Annotated in this window: 19 protein-coding genes; 6 read left to right on the forward strand and 13 right to left on the reverse strand. The window is 66.6% G+C overall.

All coding sequences use genetic code 11. The features are described 5' to 3' along the window. The first annotated feature begins 58 nt into the window (after window positions 1-58). Window positions 59-181: a hypothetical protein gene (locus HR086_RS49205; protein WP_256433636.1), complete on the forward strand. Its 123-nt coding sequence runs from the start codon at window positions 59-61 to the stop codon at window positions 179-181. Between the two features lie 688 nt (window positions 182-869). Here HR086_RS49205 and HR086_RS14665 read toward each other — a convergent pair. Both HR086_RS14665 and HR086_RS14670 read right to left on the reverse strand, forming a co-directional pair. Then, entirely contained in the window at window positions 870-1,076 is a 207-nt protein-coding gene (locus HR086_RS14665) for a hypothetical protein (protein ID WP_174455734.1), read from the reverse strand. Window positions 1,077-1,281: 205 nt separating this feature from the next. Continuing rightward, window positions 1,282-1,521 carry a hypothetical protein gene (locus tag HR086_RS14670; RefSeq protein ID WP_174455733.1) on the reverse strand — a complete coding sequence of 80 codons (240 nt, stop codon included), beginning with the start codon at window positions 1,519-1,521 and terminating at the stop codon, window positions 1,282-1,284. Between the two features lie 836 nt (window positions 1,522-2,357). Between HR086_RS14670 and HR086_RS14675 the strand changes: the two genes are divergently transcribed. Further along, window positions 2,358-4,001 carry an Ig-like domain-containing protein gene (locus HR086_RS14675; protein ID WP_174465933.1) on the forward strand — a complete coding sequence of 548 codons (1,644 nt, stop codon included), beginning with the start codon at window positions 2,358-2,360 and terminating at the stop codon, window positions 3,999-4,001. A 235-nt stretch (window positions 4,002-4,236) separates the two neighbouring features. Here HR086_RS14675 and HR086_RS14680 read toward each other — a convergent pair whose 3' ends face one another. The 5 genes from HR086_RS14680 to HR086_RS14700 form a co-directional block, all read right to left on the reverse strand. Further along, the gene (locus HR086_RS14680; protein WP_174465934.1) at window positions 4,237-6,876 is read right to left on the reverse strand and encodes a DUF4038 domain-containing protein; all 2,640 of its coding nucleotides are present in this window, start codon (window positions 6,874-6,876) and stop codon (window positions 4,237-4,239) included. A gap of 267 nt (window positions 6,877-7,143) precedes the next feature. Beyond that, on the reverse strand, window positions 7,144-7,536 hold the full coding sequence (locus HR086_RS48505) for a transposase (protein WP_373564303.1): 393 nt from the start codon (window positions 7,534-7,536) through the stop codon (window positions 7,144-7,146). Between the two features lie 34 nt (window positions 7,537-7,570). Next, window positions 7,571-9,013 carry a hypothetical protein gene (locus HR086_RS14690; protein ID WP_174465935.1) on the reverse strand — a complete coding sequence of 481 codons (1,443 nt, stop codon included), beginning with the start codon at window positions 9,011-9,013 and terminating at the stop codon, window positions 7,571-7,573. 196 nt (window positions 9,014-9,209) lie between these two features. Next, window positions 9,210-10,670, reverse strand: a complete 1,461-nt coding sequence (locus tag HR086_RS14695) for a hypothetical protein (protein WP_174465936.1) — start codon at window positions 10,668-10,670, stop codon at window positions 9,210-9,212. A gap of 313 nt (window positions 10,671-10,983) precedes the next feature. Continuing rightward, window positions 10,984-13,035, reverse strand: a complete 2,052-nt coding sequence (locus HR086_RS14700) for a carboxypeptidase regulatory-like domain-containing protein (RefSeq protein ID WP_174465937.1) — start codon at window positions 13,033-13,035, stop codon at window positions 10,984-10,986. Between the two features lie 794 nt (window positions 13,036-13,829). Between HR086_RS14700 and HR086_RS49210 the strand changes: the two genes are divergently transcribed. Together HR086_RS49210 and HR086_RS14705 are read left to right on the forward strand one after the other, a co-directional pair. Continuing rightward, complete coding sequence (locus HR086_RS49210; RefSeq protein WP_256433637.1) at window positions 13,830-13,964, forward strand: hypothetical protein; 135 nt, start codon at window positions 13,830-13,832, stop codon at window positions 13,962-13,964. Between the two features lie 422 nt (window positions 13,965-14,386). Beyond that, window positions 14,387-14,824: a tol-pal system YbgF family protein gene (locus tag HR086_RS14705; RefSeq protein ID WP_174465938.1), complete on the forward strand. Its 438-nt coding sequence runs from the start codon at window positions 14,387-14,389 to the stop codon at window positions 14,822-14,824. Between the two features lie 467 nt (window positions 14,825-15,291). Here HR086_RS14705 and HR086_RS14710 read toward each other — a convergent pair whose 3' ends face one another. After that, window positions 15,292-15,753, reverse strand: a complete 462-nt coding sequence (locus tag HR086_RS14710) for a hypothetical protein (RefSeq protein WP_174455573.1) — start codon at window positions 15,751-15,753, stop codon at window positions 15,292-15,294. A gap of 479 nt (window positions 15,754-16,232) precedes the next feature. On the opposite strand from HR086_RS14710, the gene HR086_RS49420 reads away from it, so the two are divergent. Further along, complete coding sequence (locus tag HR086_RS49420; RefSeq protein WP_174465939.1) at window positions 16,233-17,687, forward strand: Tox-REase-5 domain-containing protein; 1,455 nt, start codon at window positions 16,233-16,235, stop codon at window positions 17,685-17,687. A gap of 12 nt (window positions 17,688-17,699) precedes the next feature. Then, window positions 17,700-18,464 carry an immunity 52 family protein gene (locus HR086_RS14720; protein WP_174465940.1) on the forward strand — a complete coding sequence of 255 codons (765 nt, stop codon included), beginning with the start codon at window positions 17,700-17,702 and terminating at the stop codon, window positions 18,462-18,464. 219 nt (window positions 18,465-18,683) lie between these two features. On the opposite strand, the gene HR086_RS14725 is transcribed toward HR086_RS14720, so the two are convergent. The 5 genes from HR086_RS14725 to HR086_RS14745 all read right to left on the reverse strand — a co-directional run bounded on the left by HR086_RS14725 (window position 18,684) and on the right by HR086_RS14745 (window position 24,248). Then, on the reverse strand, window positions 18,684-19,049 hold the full coding sequence (locus HR086_RS14725; protein ID WP_174465941.1) for an OmpA family protein: 366 nt from the start codon (window positions 19,047-19,049) through the stop codon (window positions 18,684-18,686). A gap of 11 nt (window positions 19,050-19,060) precedes the next feature. Continuing rightward, window positions 19,061-20,422 carry a sigma-54 dependent transcriptional regulator gene (locus HR086_RS14730; RefSeq protein ID WP_141641196.1) on the reverse strand — a complete coding sequence of 454 codons (1,362 nt, stop codon included), beginning with the start codon at window positions 20,420-20,422 and terminating at the stop codon, window positions 19,061-19,063. Continuing rightward, window positions 20,412-22,526 carry a nitrogen regulation protein NR(II) gene (locus HR086_RS14735; RefSeq protein WP_141641195.1) on the reverse strand — a complete coding sequence of 705 codons (2,115 nt, stop codon included), beginning with the start codon at window positions 22,524-22,526 and terminating at the stop codon, window positions 20,412-20,414. Before HR086_RS14735 ends, HR086_RS14730 begins: the two co-directional genes overlap by 11 nt. Window positions 22,527-22,639: 113 nt before the next feature. Then, entirely contained in the window at window positions 22,640-23,440 is an 801-nt protein-coding gene (locus HR086_RS14740; protein ID WP_141641194.1) for a DUF3014 domain-containing protein, read from the reverse strand. 187 nt (window positions 23,441-23,627) lie between these two features. Beyond that, window positions 23,628-24,248: a DUF2378 family protein gene (locus HR086_RS14745; RefSeq protein WP_141641193.1), complete on the reverse strand. Its 621-nt coding sequence runs from the start codon at window positions 24,246-24,248 to the stop codon at window positions 23,628-23,630. Window positions 24,249-24,252 lie beyond the last annotated feature (4 nt).

Consider the following 24,252-nt stretch of genomic DNA (forward strand, 5'->3'; position numbering starts at 1 on the left):
CCGCTGACGTGGCCGCCCGAGAGATGCACTCGTCCGGTGGACAGGCCGCGCAGCCCGCTTGGGGTACACGCCTGCCCAGACCTGCCCTGAGCCGTCCAACGACGCCGAGCGCTACTTCCTCTCGAGGGTGGCCGCGCAGCGGCTCGGCCGGCGCACCGTGGGGGTGGAAATCGAGGAGTAGTGCTACCGCGAGGTGGCCGCCCGGAGGCTTGAAGCGGCGGGACGCGAGTGCCCGGTGAGGGCAGCCTGACGTGCGCCCAAGCCCGCTCCGAAGTACCGGAGCGGGCATCGAGCTAAGTAGCCTGCAGCTCACCACCGGATTCGGGGCGGGAGCTACTCGCTGTGCGTCGCGCAGCTTGGCGATCTCGGGGAAGGTCGGTCCGCGCTAGGGCTCGCCCCCGGGCCCTACTGAATCTACTCCTCCGGGTCCGCAACTCTGTGGTGACTCCATGCAGTAGGGCGGATTCGCAGACGTGCCGGGGCAGCACGTCATCGCGCCTGGGTCGCGGCAACCGCTACTGCCATACGAAGCGCAAGTCCTGCGGCAAATAATACCGACACACGTATATGCAGCGGGGCAGGGCCCATCTTCAGGGAGACAGCGGTACAAGCCTTGCTCTTGCGCTTCGAAACTGGCCAGCTCTCCCTGCTCGTCCGCCGAAGTGCCACCACAGCCAGTCGCCGCGAGCCCCACTACGAATACACCCACCAGCAGTCCTCTGATGATGCTTTGCATGCGTCCCTCCGAGTGTGAACGTCGAGTCGGTGCAGCGATGCAATGGTAACACGTACAGCAAGTGCGGGTTGGTTGATGGCGCTGGTAGCGGCAACACGGTACATCTGGTGCAAGGATGGCGCAGCGCTGCCCCCTATTGACTCTCCACAATCCGTTCGTCCACGAGCACACGAAAGCGCAATGCGCCTCGCCCCTCGCCCACCACCGAGACGAGGTAGGTGCGGCCGCGCTCCAACGGCAGTGCCTGTTGATTGACAGCGAAGCCTTCCGGGGGCTCGCCGTAGACGAGGCGCGTCGGGGACTGGCGCGCCGTCGTGGGCAGCGCCCGGACCGCCCACACGAGCGTTCCATCCTCGGTGACACCGTGGATTTGGCCGTACCGGGGCGCCTCACCGGGCCGAGAGGGCTCCCGGACCGAGAAGGCGGGGGCCGGCAGGAACTCCCTGTCGGGGCCAGCTCCACCACGAGCAGCGGCTCGCAGGCCCCCGCGAGCGCGCCGAGGAGGAGCGCCAAGCCCAGGAGGGGCAGACGTCGATGTCGCATGGCTACGGCGCTCCCCGGCCGGCGCGGACGTCCTTCGCCGCGGCGTCGAGCTGCGCGGTGTAGTCCACGCCATCGATGACGAGGGGCAGCGAAGGCTCCGCGAAGTCGCCGGCAAGGAAGCCCTGCTCGAGCAGTTCCGCCTGCTGCTCCGGGTTCATCTCCTCCCAGGACTTCCCCGCCTGGAGTGCCTTGAGGAAGTCGTACCCGTCTCCGAAGCGCTGCGCGAAGAGCGCCTCGCTCATGGAGTCGGTGCCACCATGCTGGTGCTCCCAGACGTGCGCCACCTCGTGGACGAGCAGGTCGAGCTGCAGGGGAGGTGGCCGGAGGGGATGTAGGTGGTGTCGCCATGGGTGAACGGCCGCCGCGACAACGTGAGGCGCCCCGCATCGCCTTCCTTGATGCTGATGCGCGAGGAGTCGATGGAGTCCCCGTACGCCTGCCGTAGCGCGGCGACCTCCGTGTCCGTGAGGTTTTTTGCGCACGGGCTCGATGCGCAGGAGTGTCTGGACCGCGCTGATGGCTCGGCCGCCCATGATGAGGGTGGCGTTCAGAGGCGTCTGCACGCCCTTGATGAGTCCCTGCCCGAAGTGATGCACCCGTCCGGTGGACAGGCCGCTTGAGCCCGCTTGGGGCACATGCCTGCCCAGACCGCGCTCCCCTCAGGTGGGTAGCAGGGGCCTGGACCTCGTGGCGCCGGATGAGCCTCAACACCCGGCGGCCTGGGTTGGCCCTCGTGCCGGGGCCAACCGCGCACAGGCTGGCGGACGATCAGCGCCTTGACCCACCCGTGGCCAAGGCGCGCACGCTCAGCCTCGAGCGCTGGGTATCCTTTCGCACCTCGAGGATGAGGTCGGACGTACGTGCCTTGCGGCTCTTAGGGATGAGATTGGATGTCGGCAATGATTGATCCGGCGCGGGATGCCCTTTCCGCCACTTCAAGAATGACAAGCCTTGCACTACAATGCGCGGAATGCGCACACCTCTCCACGCCGTTCCAGGACTCACCTGCGGGGTCGGGCTGCGGATTCTAACGAGCCTTCTCCTCGCGGCAGCGCTTGCTTGTGGCGAAGACGCGGGGATGAGCGTGGTCATCACCAGTCCCCTCGGTACAGCCTATGTACGCGATGCGGTGACGGTGCAGGTCGCGGTTCATGCGGGCACTCCCGATAGCGTGGAGTTGCTCCTGGATGGCGACGTCCTCGCGAAGCTCGTCGCTCCCTACCAATACACATGGGCCACCACTCATGTGCCAGAAGGCCAGTACCAGTTGACCGCACGGGTCCACCGTGGTTCCACCACCGCCGTGAGTCCGCACCTCGAGGTGGTGGTGGACCGCACGCCGCCGGAACTCATCTCCCGAAGCCCCACGCCTGGAAGTCCCGAGGAGTGGACTGGGGCTATTTCCTTCACGGCTTCAGAGCCGCTCCTCGTCGCCAGTCTCACGGATAGCAGCGTGCAGCTCAGAGCGGGCACGACGCCCGTACGCGCTCAGCGAGAACTCTCCACGGACGGGAAGACCGTGAGGGTTGCCTGCGACGAACCCCTCTCTCTTCCCGTGGACATGACGCTGGACGTCACGGAGCAGGTCTCGGATCTGGCGGGTAACCACCTCATTCGCCCCACTGGCGTCTGGTCGTGGCACGCTCCTGCCTGGCGGCTGTTGGGGGCATCCGTGCATTCCGAGCCTGGTCGATACGCTGTCAGCACCGAGCAGCCATCGCTGGTGGTTCTTCCAAACGGAAAGCCTGTTGTGGCCTTCGAAGAGTGGAACTCCGTCGGCCCCTCTATGACCCTCAAGAGCATCGTCGCGCAATGGGATGGTGGTGACTGGCGCAGCATCGGTCCCCCCAATACCTACGGCTCCGGGAGGCTCGCGCTGGGGCTAGACAATGTCCCGCACTTCGCATGGACAGTCGATAGAACCGACTTTCATCTGCTCCGAAGAGACGGGGCTGCGTGGACTCCCATCCATGAATCCACTGGCAACGGCTATTCGTCGATCAACCGCTTTCTTTTTGGAATCGGCCCCAGAGGCCGCGCTGGCATTTCCGTGACCTGGTTCGACTCGGCCTCTTCGTCGAGCATGTCCTCGGTCCATGTCGGAGGAAGCGGGCCCTGGACGGAGGTACTTCCACCGCGCCGTGCGGAGATCTTCTCGCTGGCCATCGATTCCCTCCAGCGGCCATGGGTGGTGTACCAGGACGCTGGTTCGAATGAGCTGCGGGTGTTGCGTCTGGAGGGAACACAGATTTCAGCAGTCGGCGATTCTCTCCAGGTCGAGGCAGGCTCCTCCTCGGGTTCAGCGTATGCGGCGGATCTGAAGTTCGCGGCGGATGGCACGCCGGTGGTCGCATGGAGGGATGTGTCAAGTCTCTATGTCCAGCGATGGAACGGAACAGCCTGGACGAAGGTGGGGAACGCTCAATCGGTGCTTGGCTTCGGCTTTAGTAAACAGTCGGTCTCCCTGGCACTCGCACCCGAAGATGATGCTCCGGCCGTTGCCGTGGTCCAGTACTCCATGGGGCAGGAGGTGTCGGAACTCCGCGTCGTGGCATGGGACGGTTCTGGCTGGAATACGCTGCTGAGCGGCGTCCCGGCGGACCGGAGCAGCGAGCCCTTGCTTGCGCTCATGAGCGCGGGTCGCGTGGTTGTCGCCTGGGTCGCTCCGGCCAACGCCTCAGAGCCTGGGCCAGCCATGTTGCGCGTCCGCGCCAACCACTGACGCCGTGGAGTGCCATCCAGGGGCGCAAGACGCGAAGCACGCGGCCTGATTACGACCAACATGGCGTCTCAACAATCCGGTGCGGTACAGGGGCCCGCGCCGCGTCCTGGCGCTCACCAGGACGCGGCCGCGGGCTGTCTGAAGTATCAACGGCGGGGTGCTCGCGGTCGGTCATCCAGCGGGCGCTCCTCGACGGGAGGCGCCGCTATGACTCCTCGTCCAGAACGCGGCGGCGCTACGGTGTGAGCGTCGCGTTGAACGAGTAGTGGCCTGAGCCCTGCGTCACGCCGGTGGTGGGAAAGGTGACAGGCATCGCGCCGTACGTCCTGCTGACCCAACGCTCGGTCCCTGACCCGCTGCCATAGGCAAGGACGGTGCTGCCGCTGTTCAACCCCACCACGAGCCAATAGGTACCCGCCGGGAGGGAGACCGGCGTGACGACGTTGACGGTGTTCCACCCGACCACGGGGACGAACGACGTTGTCGTCGCCTTGAGGCTGCCGGGCGCGCCACCAGCGAGGCTGTCATAGACGGCCAGGGTCAGGTTGCCAGTCGAGGTCCCCAAGGCCTTGACGTTGATTCTCAAGGTCTGGAGCGTGGCCGTTTGTGTCAGCGCAACCTGGTTGCCGACCAGCAGATCCGCGAGGCCCGAGTCCGTGCCCGACAGGATGTTCGTCTCACCGATGGTGATTGACGAACTCGAGCTGGTCACGAACGAGTTCACCTGACCCACGCCGGTGCCGTCGGTGCTGCTGGCGAGCGCGCAGAAGTAGTACGTGGTGCCAGCCGTCAGGCCGGTGAGGGGCTGATTGAAGCTGACCGAGGTGCTTCCGCCGCCAAGGCTGACGCCGCCGCTGGTCGGGGCGCGGGTCCCGAAGGTGTCGTTGCAGCTTCCGGGATGGGTCGCGCTGTAGCGGAACCAGCCGGTGGTCGCGGCACCATTGGGGGTGCCCGCCCCGTTCAACGTGGTGCTGCTCGAAGTGACGCTGGTCGCATCCGAGGTGACGACGGTTGGAGCGGCTCCCGTGGCCGAAGTGGTGAACGACAGCACCGCGCTCGCGGGCGTCACTCCCACCGGATTGCTGGCGATGGCGCAGAAGTAGTACGTGGTGCTCGCCGCGAGCCCCGTCACCGGCTGGGTGTACGTGAGCGTCGAGCCGCCGCTGCCCAGGCTCACGCCACCGGTGGCGGGAGCGCGAGTTCCAAAGGTGTCGTCGCAGTTGCCGGGGTGGGTGGAGCTGTATCGGAACCAGCCCGTGCTCTGCGCGCCATGGGGGTTGGCCGAGCCGTTGAGCGAGGCGCCTGATGCGCCGACATTGCTGGCCGCCGAGGTGCTCGCGGTCGGAGCCACGGCGCCGCTGCATGGGGCATTGGTGTTGAGGGTGAGCACCCAGTCGTTGCAGGTGGTGGACTGCGGAGCCGCGTCGTCGCAGTTCGACTGGTGGCTCGTGGTCCACGGAGGCGTGGTGAAGTCCTGGGCCCCGGTGTTGGCGAAACTGGTGCCGACGGTCGTGTACGCACCGTTGGTGGGGTTGAACCATTTGACAGTGGAGGTGCCGCACAGCTTCGTCATGTCCACGCGGACGGTGCGGGACGACGGGATGTAGATGACCACCGCCGACCCGTTGGAGGTCCGCGCGGTCGTCGCGTAGTAGTTGGTCCGGACGGCGTTGTTGCCATAGCAGCTGGTGCTGTTGCTCCCGCTGGTACACATGCCCTGGGTCACGATGGTGCTTCCGTTGACCGGGTCACCGGGCCCTCGGTCGGGGACCAGGTCCCACCAGTTGAACCCACTGGGACCATCGAAGAAGGTCCGCAAGTGCTGCATGAAGATTGCGCCTGGGTGCGTCGGGTTGTTGAGCAGGGACTTGTTGGGGAACGGCGCCCCCAGTTGCCACTCATGAGACGCCCCGTAGAGAGTGCCGACGGAGCCGGAGGTGATGGACCACCAGGCCACCTTCCGGGTGTCTCGCCCAGTCACTCCTTCGTCTTCGTACTTGGGCTCCATCAGGAAGCTGGGCATGATCGCCGGCAGGGTTCGCCCGTAGTCGACGTGCTGTTTGTAGTAGGCCGCGTTGTAGTTGTAGACGCCGCTGAGGGTGACAAGGCCTCCCCACACCGACCAGTCGCCATCCAGGGAGCTGGTCCCGGTGATGGGGGCGAGCTGGAGCACGAAGAGCTTCGGCTTGACGTTGTCCGTGCTCTTGATTCCGCTCGCCACCGCGGCCATGCGCGCCTTGTCATTGACGTCGACATCGAAGTAGTCGCCGCCCATCCACCAGACGATGTTGTGGTGGTTCTTGTAGCGGTTGCCGAGATACTGACCGTACTGGTTCGCCCGTGTCGCTCCATTCGCGACGAGGGTCTCGTGGAAGCCGACGGGACCGTCGATGGGCGTCGTGAAGAGCACGATGTTGTTCTGGTTGGCGGCCGCCACCAGGGCATCGACCCGGGCGAAGTAGGCCTCGTTCGGCGTGCTCAAGTCCCAGCACGGGCCATAGTCGCAAGTCTGGGCGAGCGTCCCGGTGAAGGGCTTGATGCCGTCCCAGGTGGAGGAGTCAGGTTTGGAGTAGTCCTGAATCAACCAGACATCCGCGGCGTTGACGCCCTGGCTGGCCTTGGTGGCGAAGATGGTATTGAAGTCTGCGGGGTCGACTCCGGTGACGATGGATTGGGGATTGAATCCGTTCACGAGGAACGGGACGTTGTTCTGGTCGACCAGGTAGCGCTGGTTGGCGCTGACCTTCAGCGGGAAGGTGAAGGTAGGCCCGATGCTCTTCTGGCCCGTGGTGTCGAGAGCAACGGCGTCGTCTGAAGTTTCGACCTGCGCCGAACAGGCTGTCATCACCGAGCAGATGGCGCCGAGCAGGGCCATCCGTAGAAGGCGGGCAGGGCGGCCCGATTCAGAAACGCCAACGTCATTGGAACTGCATGTCCATGAGCTCATGAAACAACTCCGAGTAACCCAGCCAGCGAACCGGCTTCGCGGCTGGAATGAGGCACCCTGTTGTGTGCGAACCGGGAAGGAACCCCCGCGAAATCGCGGAGGGGCATCACGTCTGGACGAGGGGTCGTCCAAGCCGTGGTGCTCATCGTGCGGTGAGTGCGGCCCACGCTCCTCTGGAGGTCGGCACGGAGGGAATCACCTGGCAGGCGTCGATGACCTTCCTGTCGAACCGCATTCGCGCAACACCTTCGTCGAGAGTGTGGGGGCTCTACGCATGAGGCCCGCCAGACTTTCCTGGAACTTTACGGGGTGTTTTTCAGCGGCGGGGCCCCCCGGACAAGTCCTGCGCGGTGACGCGCGACCGAGGGCAGCCCCATGCGTGGTGCGTCTGGCAGCTCCTCGTGGGTCGGCGGTGTCGTCCTGATTGCCGTGGAACCTCGAGAGGTTTGCCCGAGGTGGAGGCACCAGGGACGCCAGGCGAGGCAGCAACTCCAATCCGGTGACGACGAGGTGCGTGGTGCCGTCCGGCAGTGGGCGCTTCATCCGATAGGCGATGCGGCCGTCCTCCGCTCGTGACAGCCGCTCCAGCGCACCGGGGGCCCGCGCTTCTCACAGGTGCCTGTTACTCCATCGAATCAGTGCCCTGGACCAGCGACGTCACATCGATCTCCGCCCCAACCACATACAAGGGCTCCGGAGGAGTCAAACGCCACGTCAAGCACTGGCCGGCCAGGTTTCTGCCGTAGGCGGGGCCTTCGTGCCTGGGACCTAGATGGAAGGCACGATTCTTTCCGGGAAAGCCCTGCGATTCGTCAATGTAGACGGCGTAAGCGCCGACGGTGCAGGACGCAGGGTAGACATGGGACACCGGTGTCGTGCATGCGGCATCCGCGAAATATCCGGGCTCGAGGTTGATCAAGTGTTGGCTTGGATAGCAGCGAAGCGTGCCCGCGGGGTCCGACCTGAACGTACACCGCGTCTCCAATTGCGTATCGACAATCTGGGTGGGCATCTTCACGGCCCCTCCCAGCTCCACGCCGCGCACCGTGAGTCGGCCATGGGTCTTGAGGTCGACCTCCTTCGCCTCGACCCAATTCCTGGCGGGAAGCTCGGCGCCAGCCCGGTAGTAGCGGACGTACTGTGGCTGAGGCGGCCGAGGCTGGCACCCGGGGTTGTTTTCACCGAGGGAACCATAGACCTGGCTGACTTCCTCGCCGACAGCCACGACATGCAGACCCGAAGGGCACTTCTCTTCCGGATTGGCATACACCGCGAAGCGCGGCGCGGTGCAGAAGAGATGGGAGGTCGTCGCGAATGCAGGTTCGGTGCACGCCGGGTCTACCGAGGCGGAGGCGCTCGCGCCTGTCGACTCACCCGACGGCAAGCAGCGAAGTGTCCCGTCACTCGCCAACCGAACGGTGCATTCCGTATCGCGGCTGGTGTCTTGGAGTGACTGGAAGCTCTCCGAGCCATCCTCGCCCTTGATGGTGTAGGCCTTGATACCCCTGCCGCTCTGCTTCTCCTGAAGGACGCCACGAACGAGGTAGTCGCTGGCGGCCACCTCGGGTCCCACCTGGTAGAGGTAGGCGGCGTCTCTCACTTCCCGAACGCAATCTCCGGTGTAGTCCCGCTGGAAGTAGCTCTCTCTCCAGGCTTCCCCCACGGTGTGGAAGCGTTGAAGCCCACCACAGGTGCCATCCGTCCTCGAGATGAGGGTGTTGGGGCCCGGGGGGGTGGAGAAGTAGGCGAGGGGGATGGAGCAGTTGGCGTCGGTGTAGCCCTGGAAGCGGTTGTCCTCGGCATCCGTGATGTTGCCCGTGTCGGAGGCTACGCAGTAGTAGGCCCCATCGGGCGCCGCTTTCTGCCAGGTACAGGGAGTCTGGAACTGGCTGTCATAGAGCTGCTTGAACCAGCGCAAGCCATCGCTCGTGGAGAGGACCCTGGCCTTGAGCCGTGAGCCGTCCACGTGGCGCTCGATGGGCTCCGTCGCCACGGGCTCCGTCGTATCACCGCAGCCCGCTCCCCAGAGTGCGGCCAGGACCAGCCCGGTATAGATGCGCCCCATGATGTTCTCCTCGAATGAGTCGATACAGGGCGTGGCATGACGGCCGCGCCCAGCCAGCGATCGAGCCGGCATCGGTCCTTTATCGTGCCGAGGAGAGGTGATGGCAACCCGCCGGGTGTGATGGCCAACCAACAGGGGCCTCTTCTTGACTTCCGTGCGGGAGGCAACGGCCCCCCGAGCCTGAAGCCGGCATCCCTCAATTCATCGATTCAGTCCCCTCGATGAGCGAGGTCGCCTCGATTTCCGCCCCAACCTCATACACGGACGCCGGCGGCGCCCCCTCCAGCTCCGCGCAACTTCCCGCTTGGGCACCGTCCGACTGGACGACATAGACGGGGCCTTCGTGCTGGGGGCCCAGATGGAAGGCGCGGTACCGCAGCCGAGGGCCCTGGGCGAAGTCCACGAAGACGGCGTACCCGCCGTCAGTGCATGGCGCGGGGAAGACAGGGGACACCCGCGTCGTGCATGCGGCATCCGCGAAGTATCCGAGCTTGAGGTCGATGCCGTGGCCCGCGGGGAAGCAGCGTTCCGTGCCCGAGGCGTCCGGATTGAAGAAGCACTCCGTCCCCAACTGTGTGTCGAAGAGCCTGGCGGGAACCTTCACCGCTCCTGCCACCTCCGCGCCGCGCACGATGAGTCGGCCATGCGCCTTGAGGTCGATCTCCTTCGCCTCGGGCCAACTCGTGGCGGGAACCTCCGCGCCCGCCCGGTAGTAGCGGCCCTCCCGTGACCCAGGTGTGAGCGGCCGGCACGTGGGGTCGACTGCACTGGCGGGCGCGTAGACCTGGGTGACTTCCTCTCCAACCGCGATGACCTTCAAGTTCGGAGAGCACGCATCGTCCCCGTCGCTCATCAGCGAGAATCGAGGCCGGGTGCAGGCGCGGGGGGTGAACGTCGTGAGCGCGGGCTCGGTGCATGTCGGGTCCACCGAGACGGAGGCGAGCCAGCCCCTGGGTTCGCTGCTCGGAAGGCATCGAAGCTTCCCGTCACGCGCCCGGTTGACGACGCAGTTTGTGTCATGGGTGGTGTCCTGGAGCGACTCGAAGGTCTCCGACCCATCCTCGCCCGCGATGACGTAGGCCTTGATGCCCCCGCCACTCTGTTTCTCCCGCAGGGTCCCTCGAACGAAGTGGTCGCCGGTCACCAGCTCGGGGCCTATCCGGTAGTGGGTGGAGTGGCCCAGCGGTTCCCGGACGCAGTCCCCGTCCTGGTTCCGGCGGTAGTAGGCCCCCGTCCAGGGCTCCCCCACGGAGTGGAAGCGTTGCAGCCCCTCGCAGGGGTCATCTGACCTCCTGATGAAGGTGTTCGGACCCGGCGTCTGGAAGAGGTCGGCGATCGGGTCGGTGCACTCGGCGTCGGTGTATTCATCGTCGTGGCTGAAATGCGAGCCACCTCGGGACACCAGGCCCACGCCGTCGTCCACACAGTAGTAGGCACCATCGGGCGCGGCCTTCTGCCAGAGACACGTTGCCTGTCGCTGGCTGTCGTAGACCCGCTGGAACCAGCGCAGGCCATCGCTCGTGGAGATGACCTGGGCCTTGAGCCGTGAGCCGTCCACGTGGCGCTCGATGGGCTCCGTCGCCACGGGCTCCGTCGTATCGCCGCAGCCCGCTCCCCAGAGTGCGGACAGGATCAGCCCGGTATAGATGCGCCCCATGATGTTCCCCTCGTATGAGTCGATACAGGGCGCGGGATGCCGGCCGCGCCCGGCCAGCGCTCGGGCTGGCCTCGTCTCCCTATCGTGATTCGAAGAGGTTGATGTCACTGGGATGTAACCGCGAGTCCGTCGCCCGCATGTCCCTGCTCGAAGCGCCGCCATTTTGTCCCATTCCAGGACTCGCTTCACCGTGGACGCGCGCCGTCACGCGGGAGTCCCCGGGAGGTATTGGAGCGCGTTGCCCACCAGCTTGCCGAACGCTGCGTGACAAGAGTGGCTCACGTTGGTCGAGAAGCGCTCGATTTCGGAACGGTCACTCCGAGAAGCGCGTCCGCGTGAGCACGACTTCATATTCACGGCCTGCGCTTCCGGTCGAGAGGCGCAGCCGAACCTGGGTCCCGGGCTCTCCCCGGACACGAGAGATGACCTCCAGCATGTCCATGCCGATGGCGGAGACATTATCAATGGCGAGGAGCATGTCCTTTTCGTTGATGCCAGACCGCTCCGCCGGGCTTCCTGGGACCACTTGCTGGATCTGCCACGTGGGGTTCAGCCCAGGAGCGTGATCGTAGGCCATGCCCACGCCTCCAAACTCTTCGAACGGGGGTTGTCCGTTCTCAAGGAGGGAGAGCATGACGTACAGGACGCGCCCCTCCTGTGCGCGTTCCCGAAGCACCCACGAGTTGTAGCCTTCGTGGCTGATCCAGAGGGGTTCGTCTCCCGCCGCCAGTTCGAAAGCGCCGTCCGCGGTGGTGCGAGCCAGGAGGGGTCGCGTGTGGATGGAGCCCATGGCTACGGCCTCCGACCAATCGCCTTGTAGCGTCGACCTCCAGGCTGTGACGATGGCGCCACTCAATGGGCGTCCGGTCTTCGCGTCCGTGACGATACCGCGGACGGCTCTGGCTCGCTTCAGGGCAAAGGTAAGCTGAGCCGTCTCTCCGGCGCGTACCGCGACAGTCTGAGTGGCGGAGGAGAAGCCGAGCGCCGCCACGTGAAAGCGATACTCCCCAGGCACCAACTGGCGGAATTCGAAGGAGCCCGAGGCGTCATGCCGCACGCTGCTCTGGCGAAATCTGTCCCCGAGCAGGCCGCCTGCGAGCTCTCCGTTGGAGCGGTACTTCTCGACCACGAACGAGACGCTGGTAACGGGGCTGTCATCCTCCTCGGCGAAGACATGTCCCCGAGCCTGCCCTGGCTCAGGGAGCGTGAGCCGGAGCTCCTGGGTCCCGGCCATCGCGCTGACCGCTGTCTCTGGGACCGTGGAGATGAAGACATCGTAGGGCTCGTGCTGGAGCGGACCGATAGCGAAGTAGCCGCCTTCATCGGTAATGGCTTCATCGCGAGTCTCGATCTCCAGCAACATGCTGAGCAGGTCCTCGTCGATGCCGCCGTCATTGATGGGGGCTTCACCCTCTTTCCGAGCTCGTCGAAGGCCTGCCGATGTGGCGCTGACGCGGATGTCCGGGACGGGGTCACCGCGCGTGTCGAGTACCTTGCCCTCGATGTAGAGCAGGTTCGCGGCAGGCGTTTCATCACTCACTTCGAGCCGGAGCGGGCACTCGGTGATGAGGCACAAACATTCGACCCTGGAGTGGGCATGTCCGGACTCCGCTTGAATCAGGGCGTCTGGAATCAAGGGGATGCGGAAGTGGCCTGTCTCGTCGGCTTCGAAGGTTCTCTGGGATGGCGCGCTCACGGGGTCCCATCGACCTGTGGACAGGAAGCGGACCTTTGCGTGCGGGACCGGGCGCTCCTGTTCGTCTTTCACGATGCCGTCGCAGAAGATCAGGGGGGCGAGCACGAGCGTGATGTTCGCGAAGGAGGTCCCTGGTTCAAATCGGAGGTGCAGGCCGTCGTTCCCGTGGGCGGGCGCGAAGGGCTGGAAGTCTGGGTGAGACGCTCCGGCGATGACGTAGTCGCCCGGCATCCAAGGCACGAACTCGAAATCGCCGTCCGGGTTGCTCTGGAGGGATTCGACTCGACCCTGCCGTAGGATGACGATGCTGGCGGCGGGAATGCCCAGCCCGGTCCGCGCCGAGACGACCCGCCCCCGCAGCCACATCGAGGGCCGAGACACCGAGGCATCATCGATTTGTAGGGGCACTCCTGGCGTCGACGGTGCACGAGATGGGTGTGGCGTTCTGGGGGCGGTTGTCTCGAATAGAGGTGGCGACGCATCCACGGGAGAACGCGTGGAGGCAAGCGTGAGGGCAAGAGTCAGCACGAACATCAGGATGGTGATGGCGGCGGCTCTGCGACGTCGGTGCTTCGACGAGGCATCTTTTTTGGCTGGTGTCATGGAGGCGTGGAGCCCCATCGGCACGGCTGGTGGGTCACGACACCGTGCGATGTGAGCCAGGATCATGCCGAGTTTCCTCCTCCTGGCCATCACCCTGCGGTGGTAGTGCGTCCGAGCGGAAGGTCTGCTTCTGATTCACACGTGCAAGCAATGCCGCTTGCGGGGGGCATCCCGATGCCGTCTCCCGAGCCACGGACGTCCACGCCTCGCGGGACGATTCAGTGCTGGTCAATCGACGTGGGACAGTTGTGCATCTCCCTGCGTGACTTGCCAACGGAGCTTGCATTCCGTGTCGGCCTTCGCGAGGCCGAATGGCGGGCGCGAGGCTGGTTCGATGGACACCAGCTCCGGTTCTCCCAGGGCGAATGGGCTGCCTTGGAAAGGCCCGTGGAAGGGGGTGGGGATGGAGAGGAGCGCGAATCACTGCATGAGGACCCGAAGCGCTCGCATTGAAGGCTGCTTCAACGCGAGCTGCTGGGGTCGGCGTGGCTGCCCGGCTGGGCCGACCCGTCAGCGGCCCCGCTGTGCCTGCACGTCGCGACGGAGCGCCTCAAGCACGGCCGGCTCGAGGTAGGGTGTGAAGAAGACCAGCCAGAAATCCGAATCGTCCGGGTATCGCTGACGCTGCGTTCCGAGCATCTCCTGGCGCCAGGGCTGGTCGCGAGCGAACTCGTTCCGCGCGGCGGCAATTGCGTGGACCGGACCATGGTGAGCACCGATTCCGGTCCATGCTGAGCACTGGTTCCGGCCCGAGGTGAGCACCCGTTCCGGGCATGGTGAGCACAGGCAGAGGCGGCACGCGGAGCGTTGACGGCACTGGGCAGCAGGGTCTCGCCTCCATCTCCTTCGAGGAGGTGGAGATGGCCCAAGAGAGGCTGGCGGTGCGCAAGTTGAGAGAGGTGTTGCGATTGCGGTTCGCGTCGAAGCTGTCGACGAGGACCATCGCCACGAGTCTGGGCATCGGGAATGGGACGGTGTGCGAGTACCTGGGGTGAGCGCGGGTAGCAGGGGTGGGCGGCTGGCTCGGACTTATCGCTCGGCGGGAATCTGAGTTTGTGAAGTTGCCCCGTTTCGCGGAGTCCCTACGTTCGGGGAGTTCGTCCCGCGCTTTATCCCGGAGCATGGGAAGGACAGGAGCGCGATTGGGGGTAGCAGGCGGGAGCAGAGCGGGAGGTGAGGGACGCTGACGGGTAGCCCGTGAGTCGCACGGCGGGCCGGCGCAGAAGCCCTTTAGCTCCAGCAGGCACACACCAGCCCAGCCTCGTGAGGTTTGCCCGAGGCGGAAGCCCCAGGGACGCTACAGCCCCCGGAGGACTCCAACCCCCAGGAATCCTCAGGCCCTCAACCGGGAAGCGAGCCGGTGGTATACCCGGCGGCACCCGGCGGAGCCCGCCGACGGCCTGGAAGCGAGAGGGGCATGGCGGAGATTCCGGATGAGATTCACGAGCGCATCCAGGCGCTCTGCGCGGAGGGAGACGCACTCGCGGAGGAGGGGGATCCCGCGGCGGCGCTGCGGTCCTTCAAGACCGCGTTCCAGCTGATCCCCGAGCCGTGGCTGGACTACGAGGCTACCACGTGGGTCTGCACGGCCATCGGTGACATGTTCTTCCAACTGGGAGATTTCGCGCGGGCACGGACCGCGCTCCTGGATGCGGTCCGGGCGCCCGATGGTCTGGGCAACCCGTTCATCCACCTGCGACTGGGGCAGTGCGAGTTCGAGCTGGGCGACATGCGGCGCGCGGGTGACGAACTGGCGCGGGCCTACATGGGTGGGGACTCGGAGATTTTCGAGGAGGAAGACCCGAAGTACCTCCGCTTCCTCAAGACGCTGCTGCGCCCACCCCAGAGCGCCTGACGCCCAGGGGTGGACTGTCGCGGGATGCCCGGTGGTGAGCCATCACCGGCCCAGGGTGATGACAACGTCGGACGAGAAGGTCCTCGCCCTCATCCCGACCCTTCGGTCGCCAAACAGGCAGATTTCCTTGCAGTGGTCGAAAGCCCTCCCGTCCCCAGGGATACACGCGGTGAGCGCGTCTCCGCCCCAGCCTGCTCCATCATCGGCCTCGGCCATGAAGTAGACCCACGATTCCTGCGTCGTGAGGACATGGACCTCCTGATTCAGGCCGATTCCCCACCACCCGCGTGTCAGGTGCCCCCAGTGAGCCCCCACAGTTGGCGGCGGGGAACGCGATGCAAATCCAGATGAATGAACCGTAGGTGTTGCGAAAACGCACCTGCCGGTTGCTTGCCTTGGTTTCGCCATCCATTGAGACAACCACTTGATTCAAGAGCGTGCGGAGCCGCCCTTGGCGGCTCAGTGCCTCAAGCGGCGGCGCGGAGCTGCTCCACGTAGGCCTGGGCGGCGGAGGCCTCCACGCCATGCAGTCGCGCCATGTCGCGCGCGATGGCGGAGGGGTCATCTCCCATGCGCAGTTGCATGCGGATGTTGTGCTCGAAGGGCTGGAGGATTCGCAGCGCGTCCGCGCCTCGGGCTTCCTTGACGACGGGCGCCGCGCGCCGGCGCGAGCGGCCCATCTCCGCGCGAGCCTGCACGTAGGTGACGATGTTGGACAGCAGGTAGTACCAGGTCACGAAGAAGGAAATCGTGCCCCACCAGCCCAGGGTGACGTTGCGCAGCGTGTGGTGCCAGAACGCCTTGCCCAGACACGCCCGGCACAGGTCGGCGGCCGTCGTATGGGAGCGACGCGCGAACAACATGCCCACGTTGTGGTGCAGCTCAACAAAGACCGTCGTCTCGGACCGGGAACAGTGGTCGCATCGCATGGCGGCGCACCCTAACGGGTTCCTCGCCCGCGTTCGAGTACTCGGATTCAAGCCCGAAAAGCCGGGCGATCCGCGCAACTCCAATGGACATGGGAGAACACCGGGAACATGGGGCCGCGGATGCCCTGGCGGCCCCGGGTCCACCTCGGGTCCCGCGCGTCACCCCGAACCACGGTGGCGTGTGAGCGTCACCCGCGTCCGTGGACACCCCGAGCGCTTTCCACGCGGCCCTCCCAAACCTCAGGCGCTGCCGAACGCTGTCTGTATAAACGACCCCGCGCGGCTCTCCACCTCACAGCAGGCCGCGCAGTCATCTCACGAATGCTCTGTCTCATCCGCGTGGACAGGTTCCGCTTCGAGGCATGTCTGGGTGACGTTGTAAGATTCCGCCGCGCTGTCGGTTACCTGCCATCTTGTCAGACAGGAATGCCAGCATTGAGCCCACTTGCCTTCCTTGAAGAGAGGCATAGGGGTGCAGAATGCGTGCTGTCCGCTGGATGCTGTGCGCCGTTCTCTTCGTCACGGGATGCGCTGGCGTTGAACCCTCGACGCGCAGGCGCGCCTTCCAGCAGCGTTCCGCACTCCTCGGGGAAGGGGAAACGGAGGCTCGGCATTTCCGAGGACAGAGGAGCGATGCGTTCGATGCGTTGCTTCGCGACGCGGGGCTGGAGTACCGAGACGAGCGTCCCGTGGCAGGCAGTTCGCTCACGCCGACACATGCAGCGCGGCTGCTGGAGGCGCTGACGGGCAAGGACGTGACGCTGGGGCAGTTTCCGGCCCGAGTCGCGGTGGGCTTCATGCTGCGCGAGGTGCTGGACGCGGGCGAGGTGTCGCGCGCCGAGTTGGTGCGGCGGGTGGGCCGCTTCACGCAACTGGCGGTCCTCCGTCCTGACGGGTGCCTCGCATGGGTACGCAGCGGGCAGACCCAGCAGCGCGTGGGGGCCGTGGAGTGGAAGGACGGTGCCTTTCGGGCGGGCCAGTTCGAACTGGGCGTCTTCTACTCGGGCAAAGGAGGTGTCTTCCGGGAGTTGAACGCACGGCTGGAGGAAACGGGAGGAGGCGCCTTCGCGGACGTCCACGACGATGCGGACTACGTGAGCCGGACGCTGGACGGAGCCGAAGAGGCTTTCGTCGAGCTGGCGCTGGCGGTGGGGCAGATCTTCTCGACGTCGCCCGCTGACAACCTCGCGGCGCTGAACCAGATGCCTGCCGCCGTGGCGGCCCTGCTGGCCTCGTCGCCTGAGTATCTGGAGCGATTCCAGTACATGCCGCGAGGCGAGCAGGTGCAGGCCGTCTCCAAGCTGGTGACGAACCTGATCGCCACCTGGGGCACAGCGTCTGCCGCAACCCGCACGCTGCAAGGTGCGGCTGTTGCTACGGCCGAGGTGCCAGTGCTTTCGCTATCTGCCCAAGGCGCGCTCGTCATGGGTCGTGTCGCGGTGCCGGTGGGGCGAGCGGCGGCGGTACTGAGCGGTGGGCCTGGAGCGGCGATCATCCTCCAGCGGGCGACGGGGGCCTCGCCGTCGAAAGGGCCTGGCCAGTGGGGACCGGTCAATGAGTCCATGAAGCCGCCTGCCCGTCGTTACCAGGAACAGGTTACGGGCCACTCTGCCGATGATGCCTACTGGGTCGGCGGCATGAGCACGCAGACCGGCGGCGTGAAGTTCGACGGATTCAAGGACGGCGTGCTGTTGGAGGCCAAGGGACCTGGCTATGCGAAGTTCTTCGAGGGGCTGGAGCCCAAGGAGTGGTTTCGGAACTCCGGAGCAAAGGGGCTCGTTGAGCAAGCAGAGCGCCAGAGCAGAAAGGTTCGGGGCATGGGTATCCCCGTCCGGTGGCATGTCGCGGAGAAAGCGGCTGCCGATGCCTTGCGCGAACTCTTCAAGAACGCTCGGGTTGTAGGGGTCGAAATCGTCCACACCTCAGCTCTCTGAGTGGATAACCTCATGACCGTGAAGCTCGAATCCGAGACCTATCCCGACACCTACTTTGTCGGTGCCTACTGGGGGCCGCGCAAAGAGCCTCCCGAGGAGTGTGCCCACCGCACAGCGGACTTCCTCAACCTCTTGGCCAAGTGCGACCCGTTCCTGGCCGACTGGTACATGCCCACCAAGTCGCGCAAGGACGCGCGCAAGCATCCCCTCATGCCGCCTGACATGACTACGCTCGCTGAGATGTTCAGGCGAGGCGTCAACCGGGAGAAAGGGGGGCCCATCTTTGAGGACTTGGGCTTTAGCTTCTGGTTCGACAATGGCGGAACCGGCCGTGATTGTGCAGCCCTGCGCATCCACTGCGGCGGATACGCGGAAGCGTTCTCTAACTCCTGTTTCTTGTCACTCCCCAGCCAGGGCGCGAACGCGGAGCGATTATTCACGGCCCCTGCCTTGTCTTGCGTAGTGCGCAGCATGGCTCTTGCCTGGGAACCTGACTGGGTCGCCGCCATGTCCCGCACGCATCGGGATCTTGACGACAAGGACGGCAAGACTGACGTGTGGCTTGGCTGGGCGACGTACCTTGCACGTCACCGGGGCACGGTGCCTCCGCTTCCTGCTCCAGTGCGCATCGAGCCGGTGGGGGACCGAGGCACGCTCATCATCCTGACTCCCGAGCGATTCACCGTGACGAACCCGGAACATGTTGCGCTGTCGAGGCGCGTGCGTGAGCTGCTAGACCGAGCGGGGTTGTTGAAGCCGGTTCAGCCCCAAGCGTAGAAGGGTGGGGGACCCGAGTCGCCCGCTACCCGGCTCCACAACGCGGGTGGGTTCGAGCGCTAGAAGGGGACATGCTCATTGCCCCCATAGAGCCCCTCCCTGGGGGAATCTGGCGGGACGGTATGGGGCGGGATGGCGGAGGTCCAAAGTCCCCAGGAAAATCGCGGGGCAAGGCGACCCTGCCTGGATATGGGCGACAAACCCGCCCAAGCCCCCAGCTCAGTTCATCCACTCCGTCGAAACCATCTGCTCCGCGCGCCGGTTCTTCTCCGGCTCCGTCGTCGACAGCGGCCGTTCCTCTCCAAATGACAGCGTCGACAACCGCGCCGGCTCCACACCCAGTCGCCGCAGGTAATCCCTCACCACGGAGGCACGTCGCTGGCCCAGGGCCAGATTGTACTCCGTCGTCCCCAGCTCACAGGTGTGCCCGGTGATGTTCACCCGTGCCTGGGGCCGCTTGCGCAGCGCGTCCGCCAGCTGCGTCAACGTGTCACGGAACTCGGGACGCAGCGTCGTCGAGTCGAGCTCGAAATAGACAGGCTCCAGGGCCAGGGGGAGCAGGTCCGTGTCTGAGGGCTCGGTCATGGTACCTCTGGCTATTTGCCTTCCGACCGCTCCCGACGGTGGATGGTGGAGACATCAATCCCGAGCAGCTCCGCCGCTCGCGTCTTGTTCCCGCCGCACCGCGCGACGGCCCAGGCGATGTACTCGCTTTCCAGCCGGCGCAGGGGAATGACTTCCCGTTGCGCCTCCAACAACGGGTGTTCCTCCGCGCCGCCCTCGCTGACGTGTGGGCGAAGCTGTTCCAGGTCCACCGTGTCCCGGGTCCCCAGCACCACCAGCCGCTCCACCAGATTCTCAAGCTCTCGCACATTCCCGGGCCAGCGCTGCGCACACAGCGCCGACACCGCCTCCTGCGCGAAGCGCTGCACCGGAGACCTTGGATTCCTCGCCCGCGCCTGCTCGAGGAAGTGCTCGGCCAGCGCCGGAATGTCCTCGGGTCGCTCCCGCAGCGGTGGCGCCTGCAACGTCACGACATTCAACCGATAGAACAGGTCCGCCCGGAAGCGGCCCTCCTTCACCCGGGCCTCCAAGTCCTGGTGCGTCGCGGCCACCACCCGCACGTCCACCATCCGCGAACCGTCCGCCCCCACCGCCCGCACCTCGCCCTCCGCCAGCACTCGCAACAGCCGTGCTTGCAGCTCCGGCGCCATGTCCCCGATTTCATCCAGGAACAGCGTGCCCCCATCCGCCTCCACGAAGAGACCGCGCCTCGCGCTCGTCGCTCCGGAGAACGCCCCCTTCACATGGCCGAACAGCTCACTCTCCAGCAGCGAGTGGGGCAGGGCGGTGCAATTGACGGCGACGAAGGGCCCCGCGCGACGCGTGCCCTCGAAGTGCAGGGCCCGGGCAATCAGCTCCTTGCCACTGCCACTCTCACCCCGCACCAGCACCGGCGCGCTGGACCAGGCCACGCGCTCCACCAGCGCATACAGCGCCCGCATCGCCGCGCTGCGCCCCACCATCGCTCCCAGCCGGCCCCGGTCCTCCGCCTGCTGCTTCAGCGTGCGGTGCTCGGAGCGCACCCGCCGCTCCTCCAGCGCGCGGCCCACGTAAAGCCGCACCTCGTCCAGCCGGAAGGGCTTGGCGAAGTAGTGCCATGCCCCGCGCTTCATCGCCTCCACGGCGTTCTCCACGCCGCCGAAGGCCGTCATCATCAGCACCGGCAGGTCCGGGTCCAGCTTGCGCGCCGTCTCCAGCACGTCGAAGCCATCCACGTCCTGCATGCGCAAATCACAGATGACGGCGTCGTACACCCCGGCGCGAAGCTGCGCGATGGCATCCGCGCCTCCCGAGGCCACATCCACCGCGTAACCCGCATCGGACAAGGGCTCGCGCAGCATCTGTCCCATCTCGACGTGGTCATCGACGACGAGAACCCGGGCTCTAACCGACATGTTGCTCCTCTCGCGCGGGGGCCGCGGCGGGCCATTGCAGCATCACACGCGTCCCCTGACCGGGTGCGCTGTCCAGCTCGATGCGCCCGCCATGGTTCCGGACAATGTGCGCCACCATGGTCAGCCCCAGGCCCGTGCCCAGTCCGCGCTTCTTGGTGGTGAAGAATGGATCAAACACTTGGTGCAGATGCCTCGCGGCGATGCCGCAGCCGTCATCCTCGACGGTGATGCGCACCCGACCCCAGGCCCCCGACGCATCCGCCTCGCCCGGCGTCGCCGTCAGCCTCACCCGTCCCCCCGGCTCGCACGCATCACACGCGTTGAGCAGCAGGTTGACGAGCACCTGCTGGAGCTGGTCCGAGTCCGCCGCCAACGCGGGCAACGGCTGCGACACGTCCATGCTCAGCACCACGCGCCGCCGCTCCGTCTCGACGCGCAGCAGCTCCTGCACGCTCTTCACCACGGACGGCAGCGTCACCGCCCGCGACTCGGCGGGCTGCAGCCGCGAGAAGTCCAGCAACTGCCGGATGGTGCGGCTCACCCTGTCTATCTGCTCGACGATGGTCCCCAGCCCCGCGGACTGCGGGTGCTCGGGGCCCAGCTTGTCCTGCACATACTCGGCGCGGCCCCGGATGACGCCCAGCGGGGTGCCAATCTCATGCGCGATTCCCGCCGCCAGCACGCCCACCGTCGCCAGCTTCTCCGCGCGCAGCAGTTGTCCTTCCAGCGCGCGCAGGTTGCTCAGGTCCTCCAGCACCAACAGCGTGCGGACGTCGGGCTGGTGCGGCTCCAGGGGCACCGCGTGGACGTTGTACTGCCCTTCCTCCGCGAAGAGCCGCAGCGGCTCGCCGTGCAGGCTGCGCACGCGGTTGTCGCCGCCCGCCGCATTCACCAGCTCCTCCAGTCGCTGGATGACGGGCGCATGGGCCTGCGGGAACGCCGCCGCCAGCGTCGAGCCCACCACATCCGGTGGCATCTTCGTGCTCAGCGCGCGATTCGCGGAGGTGATGCGTCCCGTCGTCGACAGGGCCAGCACGCCCGTGGGGATGTGGTCGAGAATCTTCTGTGTCTTGTCGTGCAGGTGCGCCAGCCGACTCGCGTGGCGCAGGCTCTCCTGGAGGGCCACGGCGCGGCTGCGCGCCAGCACCACATACACACCGAACGCGATGAGGAAGGACGAGAACAGGAACGCCGCGAAGGACAACCGCAGCACCAGGCTTCGCTCATGGGAACGCAGCCCTCGCGTGGAGGACAGCGTCGCCAGCGGCCACAGCGCGCCGTTCTTGATGCGCACCGGGACGAAGCTCGCCACCACCTCCGCGTCTCCCAATCCCAACCCCACCGCCTCCGTCCGCTCAATCACCAGCGAACCCGCTTCACCCGCGAGCATGCGCCGTGACAGCGCCGCGAGCCCTGGAGTGCCACGGACATCCGTGGCGAGCCCCTGATAGCGAGCCGCCAGCGTCGGCGCGCTCAGCGCGGTGGGCGCTCCATGCGCGCCGAGCAACAAGAGATGCGTGTCGCTCTCCGCGGTGAGCAGCTTCAGCGGCGCGAACAGCGGCTCGGCGTCCACCAGCACCACCACCGCGCCTCCGCCCCCGGGAGCATCCTCGGGCAGCGAGGTGGCGAAGGCCCGCAGCCACCCCGTCGAATCCCCGGACAGCGGAGGCGAGGACGCGATGTGACCCGAAGCTCCCTCCAGCACGCTCCTCGCGGTGCGGGCCAGCTCCTCCGCCGGGTATTGCTTCGCGAGCGACGCGCCCGTGCGCTTGTCCAAAAGCCGCAGCCGCTCCTTCCCATCCGGCCCGAAGACGACGATGGCCTTGTATTGCCCCACGGCCTCCAACAGCGCGCGCAGCTCGCGACGGTGCTCCTCGGCCGTGCCCGGTTGGGACAGCAACTCACCGGTGAAGCGCAGGTCCTCGCCCACGTCCTCCAGCGCCTCGGACACCCCTCGCGCGGCCTCCTGGAGCTGGGCCTGTCGCTCGCGGGCGAACTGGTCCACCAGCGCCTGCCTGTCCCGCTGGATGAAATACACGGCGCCGCCGATGACGCCGGTGAGCGCCGTGCACAGCAGCAAGACTGGCAGGAGGGAGGAGCGCATGAGGGCAGATACCAACATCCCGGCGCGAGGGGGTGGGGGAAGCCCGTCAGATGGCTCCCTCCCCAGGAACCGGCTCGTCGCGTCGGAGGCCCACTCGGGGGGCTGGCGGGGCCTCAGGGCCTCGAGGCCTGCTGGTTGAGCTTCTGCGACACCTCGCGGACCTTGCCCTGGATGTGGCGCAGGTTCGTCGGACCCATCCGCAACAGGTGCTTCTGCGCGGGAGTGAGCGCCTCCAGCGCGGGGTCCGCGTAGACGTACAGTGCGCCCTTCGCCACCACCTCCACGTCCCCGTCGAGCACCGGCACTGCCAGCACCTGCTCGAAGGCCCGTCGGAGTGTCGCCTCGAGGGAGCTGCCCGGCGGCGCGCTCTCCTGGTGGAGCCGCTCGGCCAGCCGGTGCACCTCGCGCCAGGTGTCCACCAGCACCGTGGAGTCGAGGCTGCCCACCACCCGGCCCAGCGTGTCGTACCGGGTGTACCCCTTCTTCCCGACGAGCGTGCGGCCGTCGCGGGTGCTGCTCACCTGGAAGTCCCCGGACGGCGCCAGGAAGGCGACCACGGCCCGAGGGCTCTCTCCGCTGGCCATGTTGGACACCACGGCGACGAAGCGGCGCAGGAGGTCCGCCTCCCGCAGCCAGGCGCCGAACTGCGACATCGACGAGGCCCCCGAGAGCCGCGAGCGAAGGAGCGCGTCGACCTCCGCCGTGGGCGGCAGGGGCGCATCCGGAGCCCGGTCCACCACCGAGGGCACCACGGGCGCCTGGGCGACGACGACGGTCGGCGTGTCGGGCGCTCCATGGAGCAGGCCGTGCCAGACCCCGGCTCCCGCGAGCACCGCCGCGACCAGAATCACCAGCCCCCAACCCCAGAGCGCGCCCCGTTCGAGCTTCACCATCGCACCGCCGTCGTTGTCCATGTGTCCTCCGCGACCGGACCCAGGGATTGCAGCGGTGATGCCAGCGGGAAGGGGACAGGGTGGGCGGCGAGGCTTCACTCGGGAGCGTGTGCTCCCGGAGCCGTCAGCGCGCCCGCTCGCAAGCCCCGCGAGCATGGCGTTCCGCGCGCCACCCTGGCGGATTGCACCGGGGGCGCGCGGGACTCACTCAGGCTCGGGGCCGAGGCGCGCCCGCGGAACCGGCCGCCGGGGGCGGCATGGCCGACTCGGCCGTGACTTCCGCCCAACGGATGTGGAACGTCGCCGACGTCCCGTCGAACTCCTCGGGTAGCACCACCACCCGGAAGCCCCCACACAGCTCCACCGCCCGAGCCAGCAGCCCCGCGGAGAACGTGGGGACGTCCGCCAGCACATCGTTCATCCGCAGCTCCACGAAGGTGGGGCTGCGCTCAACGATTTCGACCACACTGAAGTTGTTGCCGGCGCGAAAGCCCATCCCCGCGCGCAGCAGCATCCGCCGGGGGCCTGCCAGCCGGACGACGCCCAGGAGCGCGCGGCCAAAGAAGGTCCCGAAGTAGGCGTCCATGAACCGCTCGCCCAGCGAGTAGTACGCGGCTTCAGCGGGAACTCCGCCGTAGACGTGCCCAGCGGCGATGCGGAGGAACTCCTTCCACTGCTCCAGCGAATACGTCCGCCCAAGCTTCTGGTCGAGGTCCAGGCCCGCACGGCGCAGGTGCTCCCGACACGCTGGCGTGAGGCGGTTCTCGAGGGCGCGCACGAAGAGCGCTTCCACGGTTTGCGTGAAAATCAGCTTCTCGGAAGAAGTCATAGGG

Source organism: Myxococcus sp. CA039A, from assembly GCF_013336645.1.
GTDB lineage: Bacteria > Myxococcota > Myxococcia > Myxococcales > Myxococcaceae > Myxococcus > Myxococcus llanfairpwllgwyngyllgogerychwyrndrobwllllantysiliogogogochensis.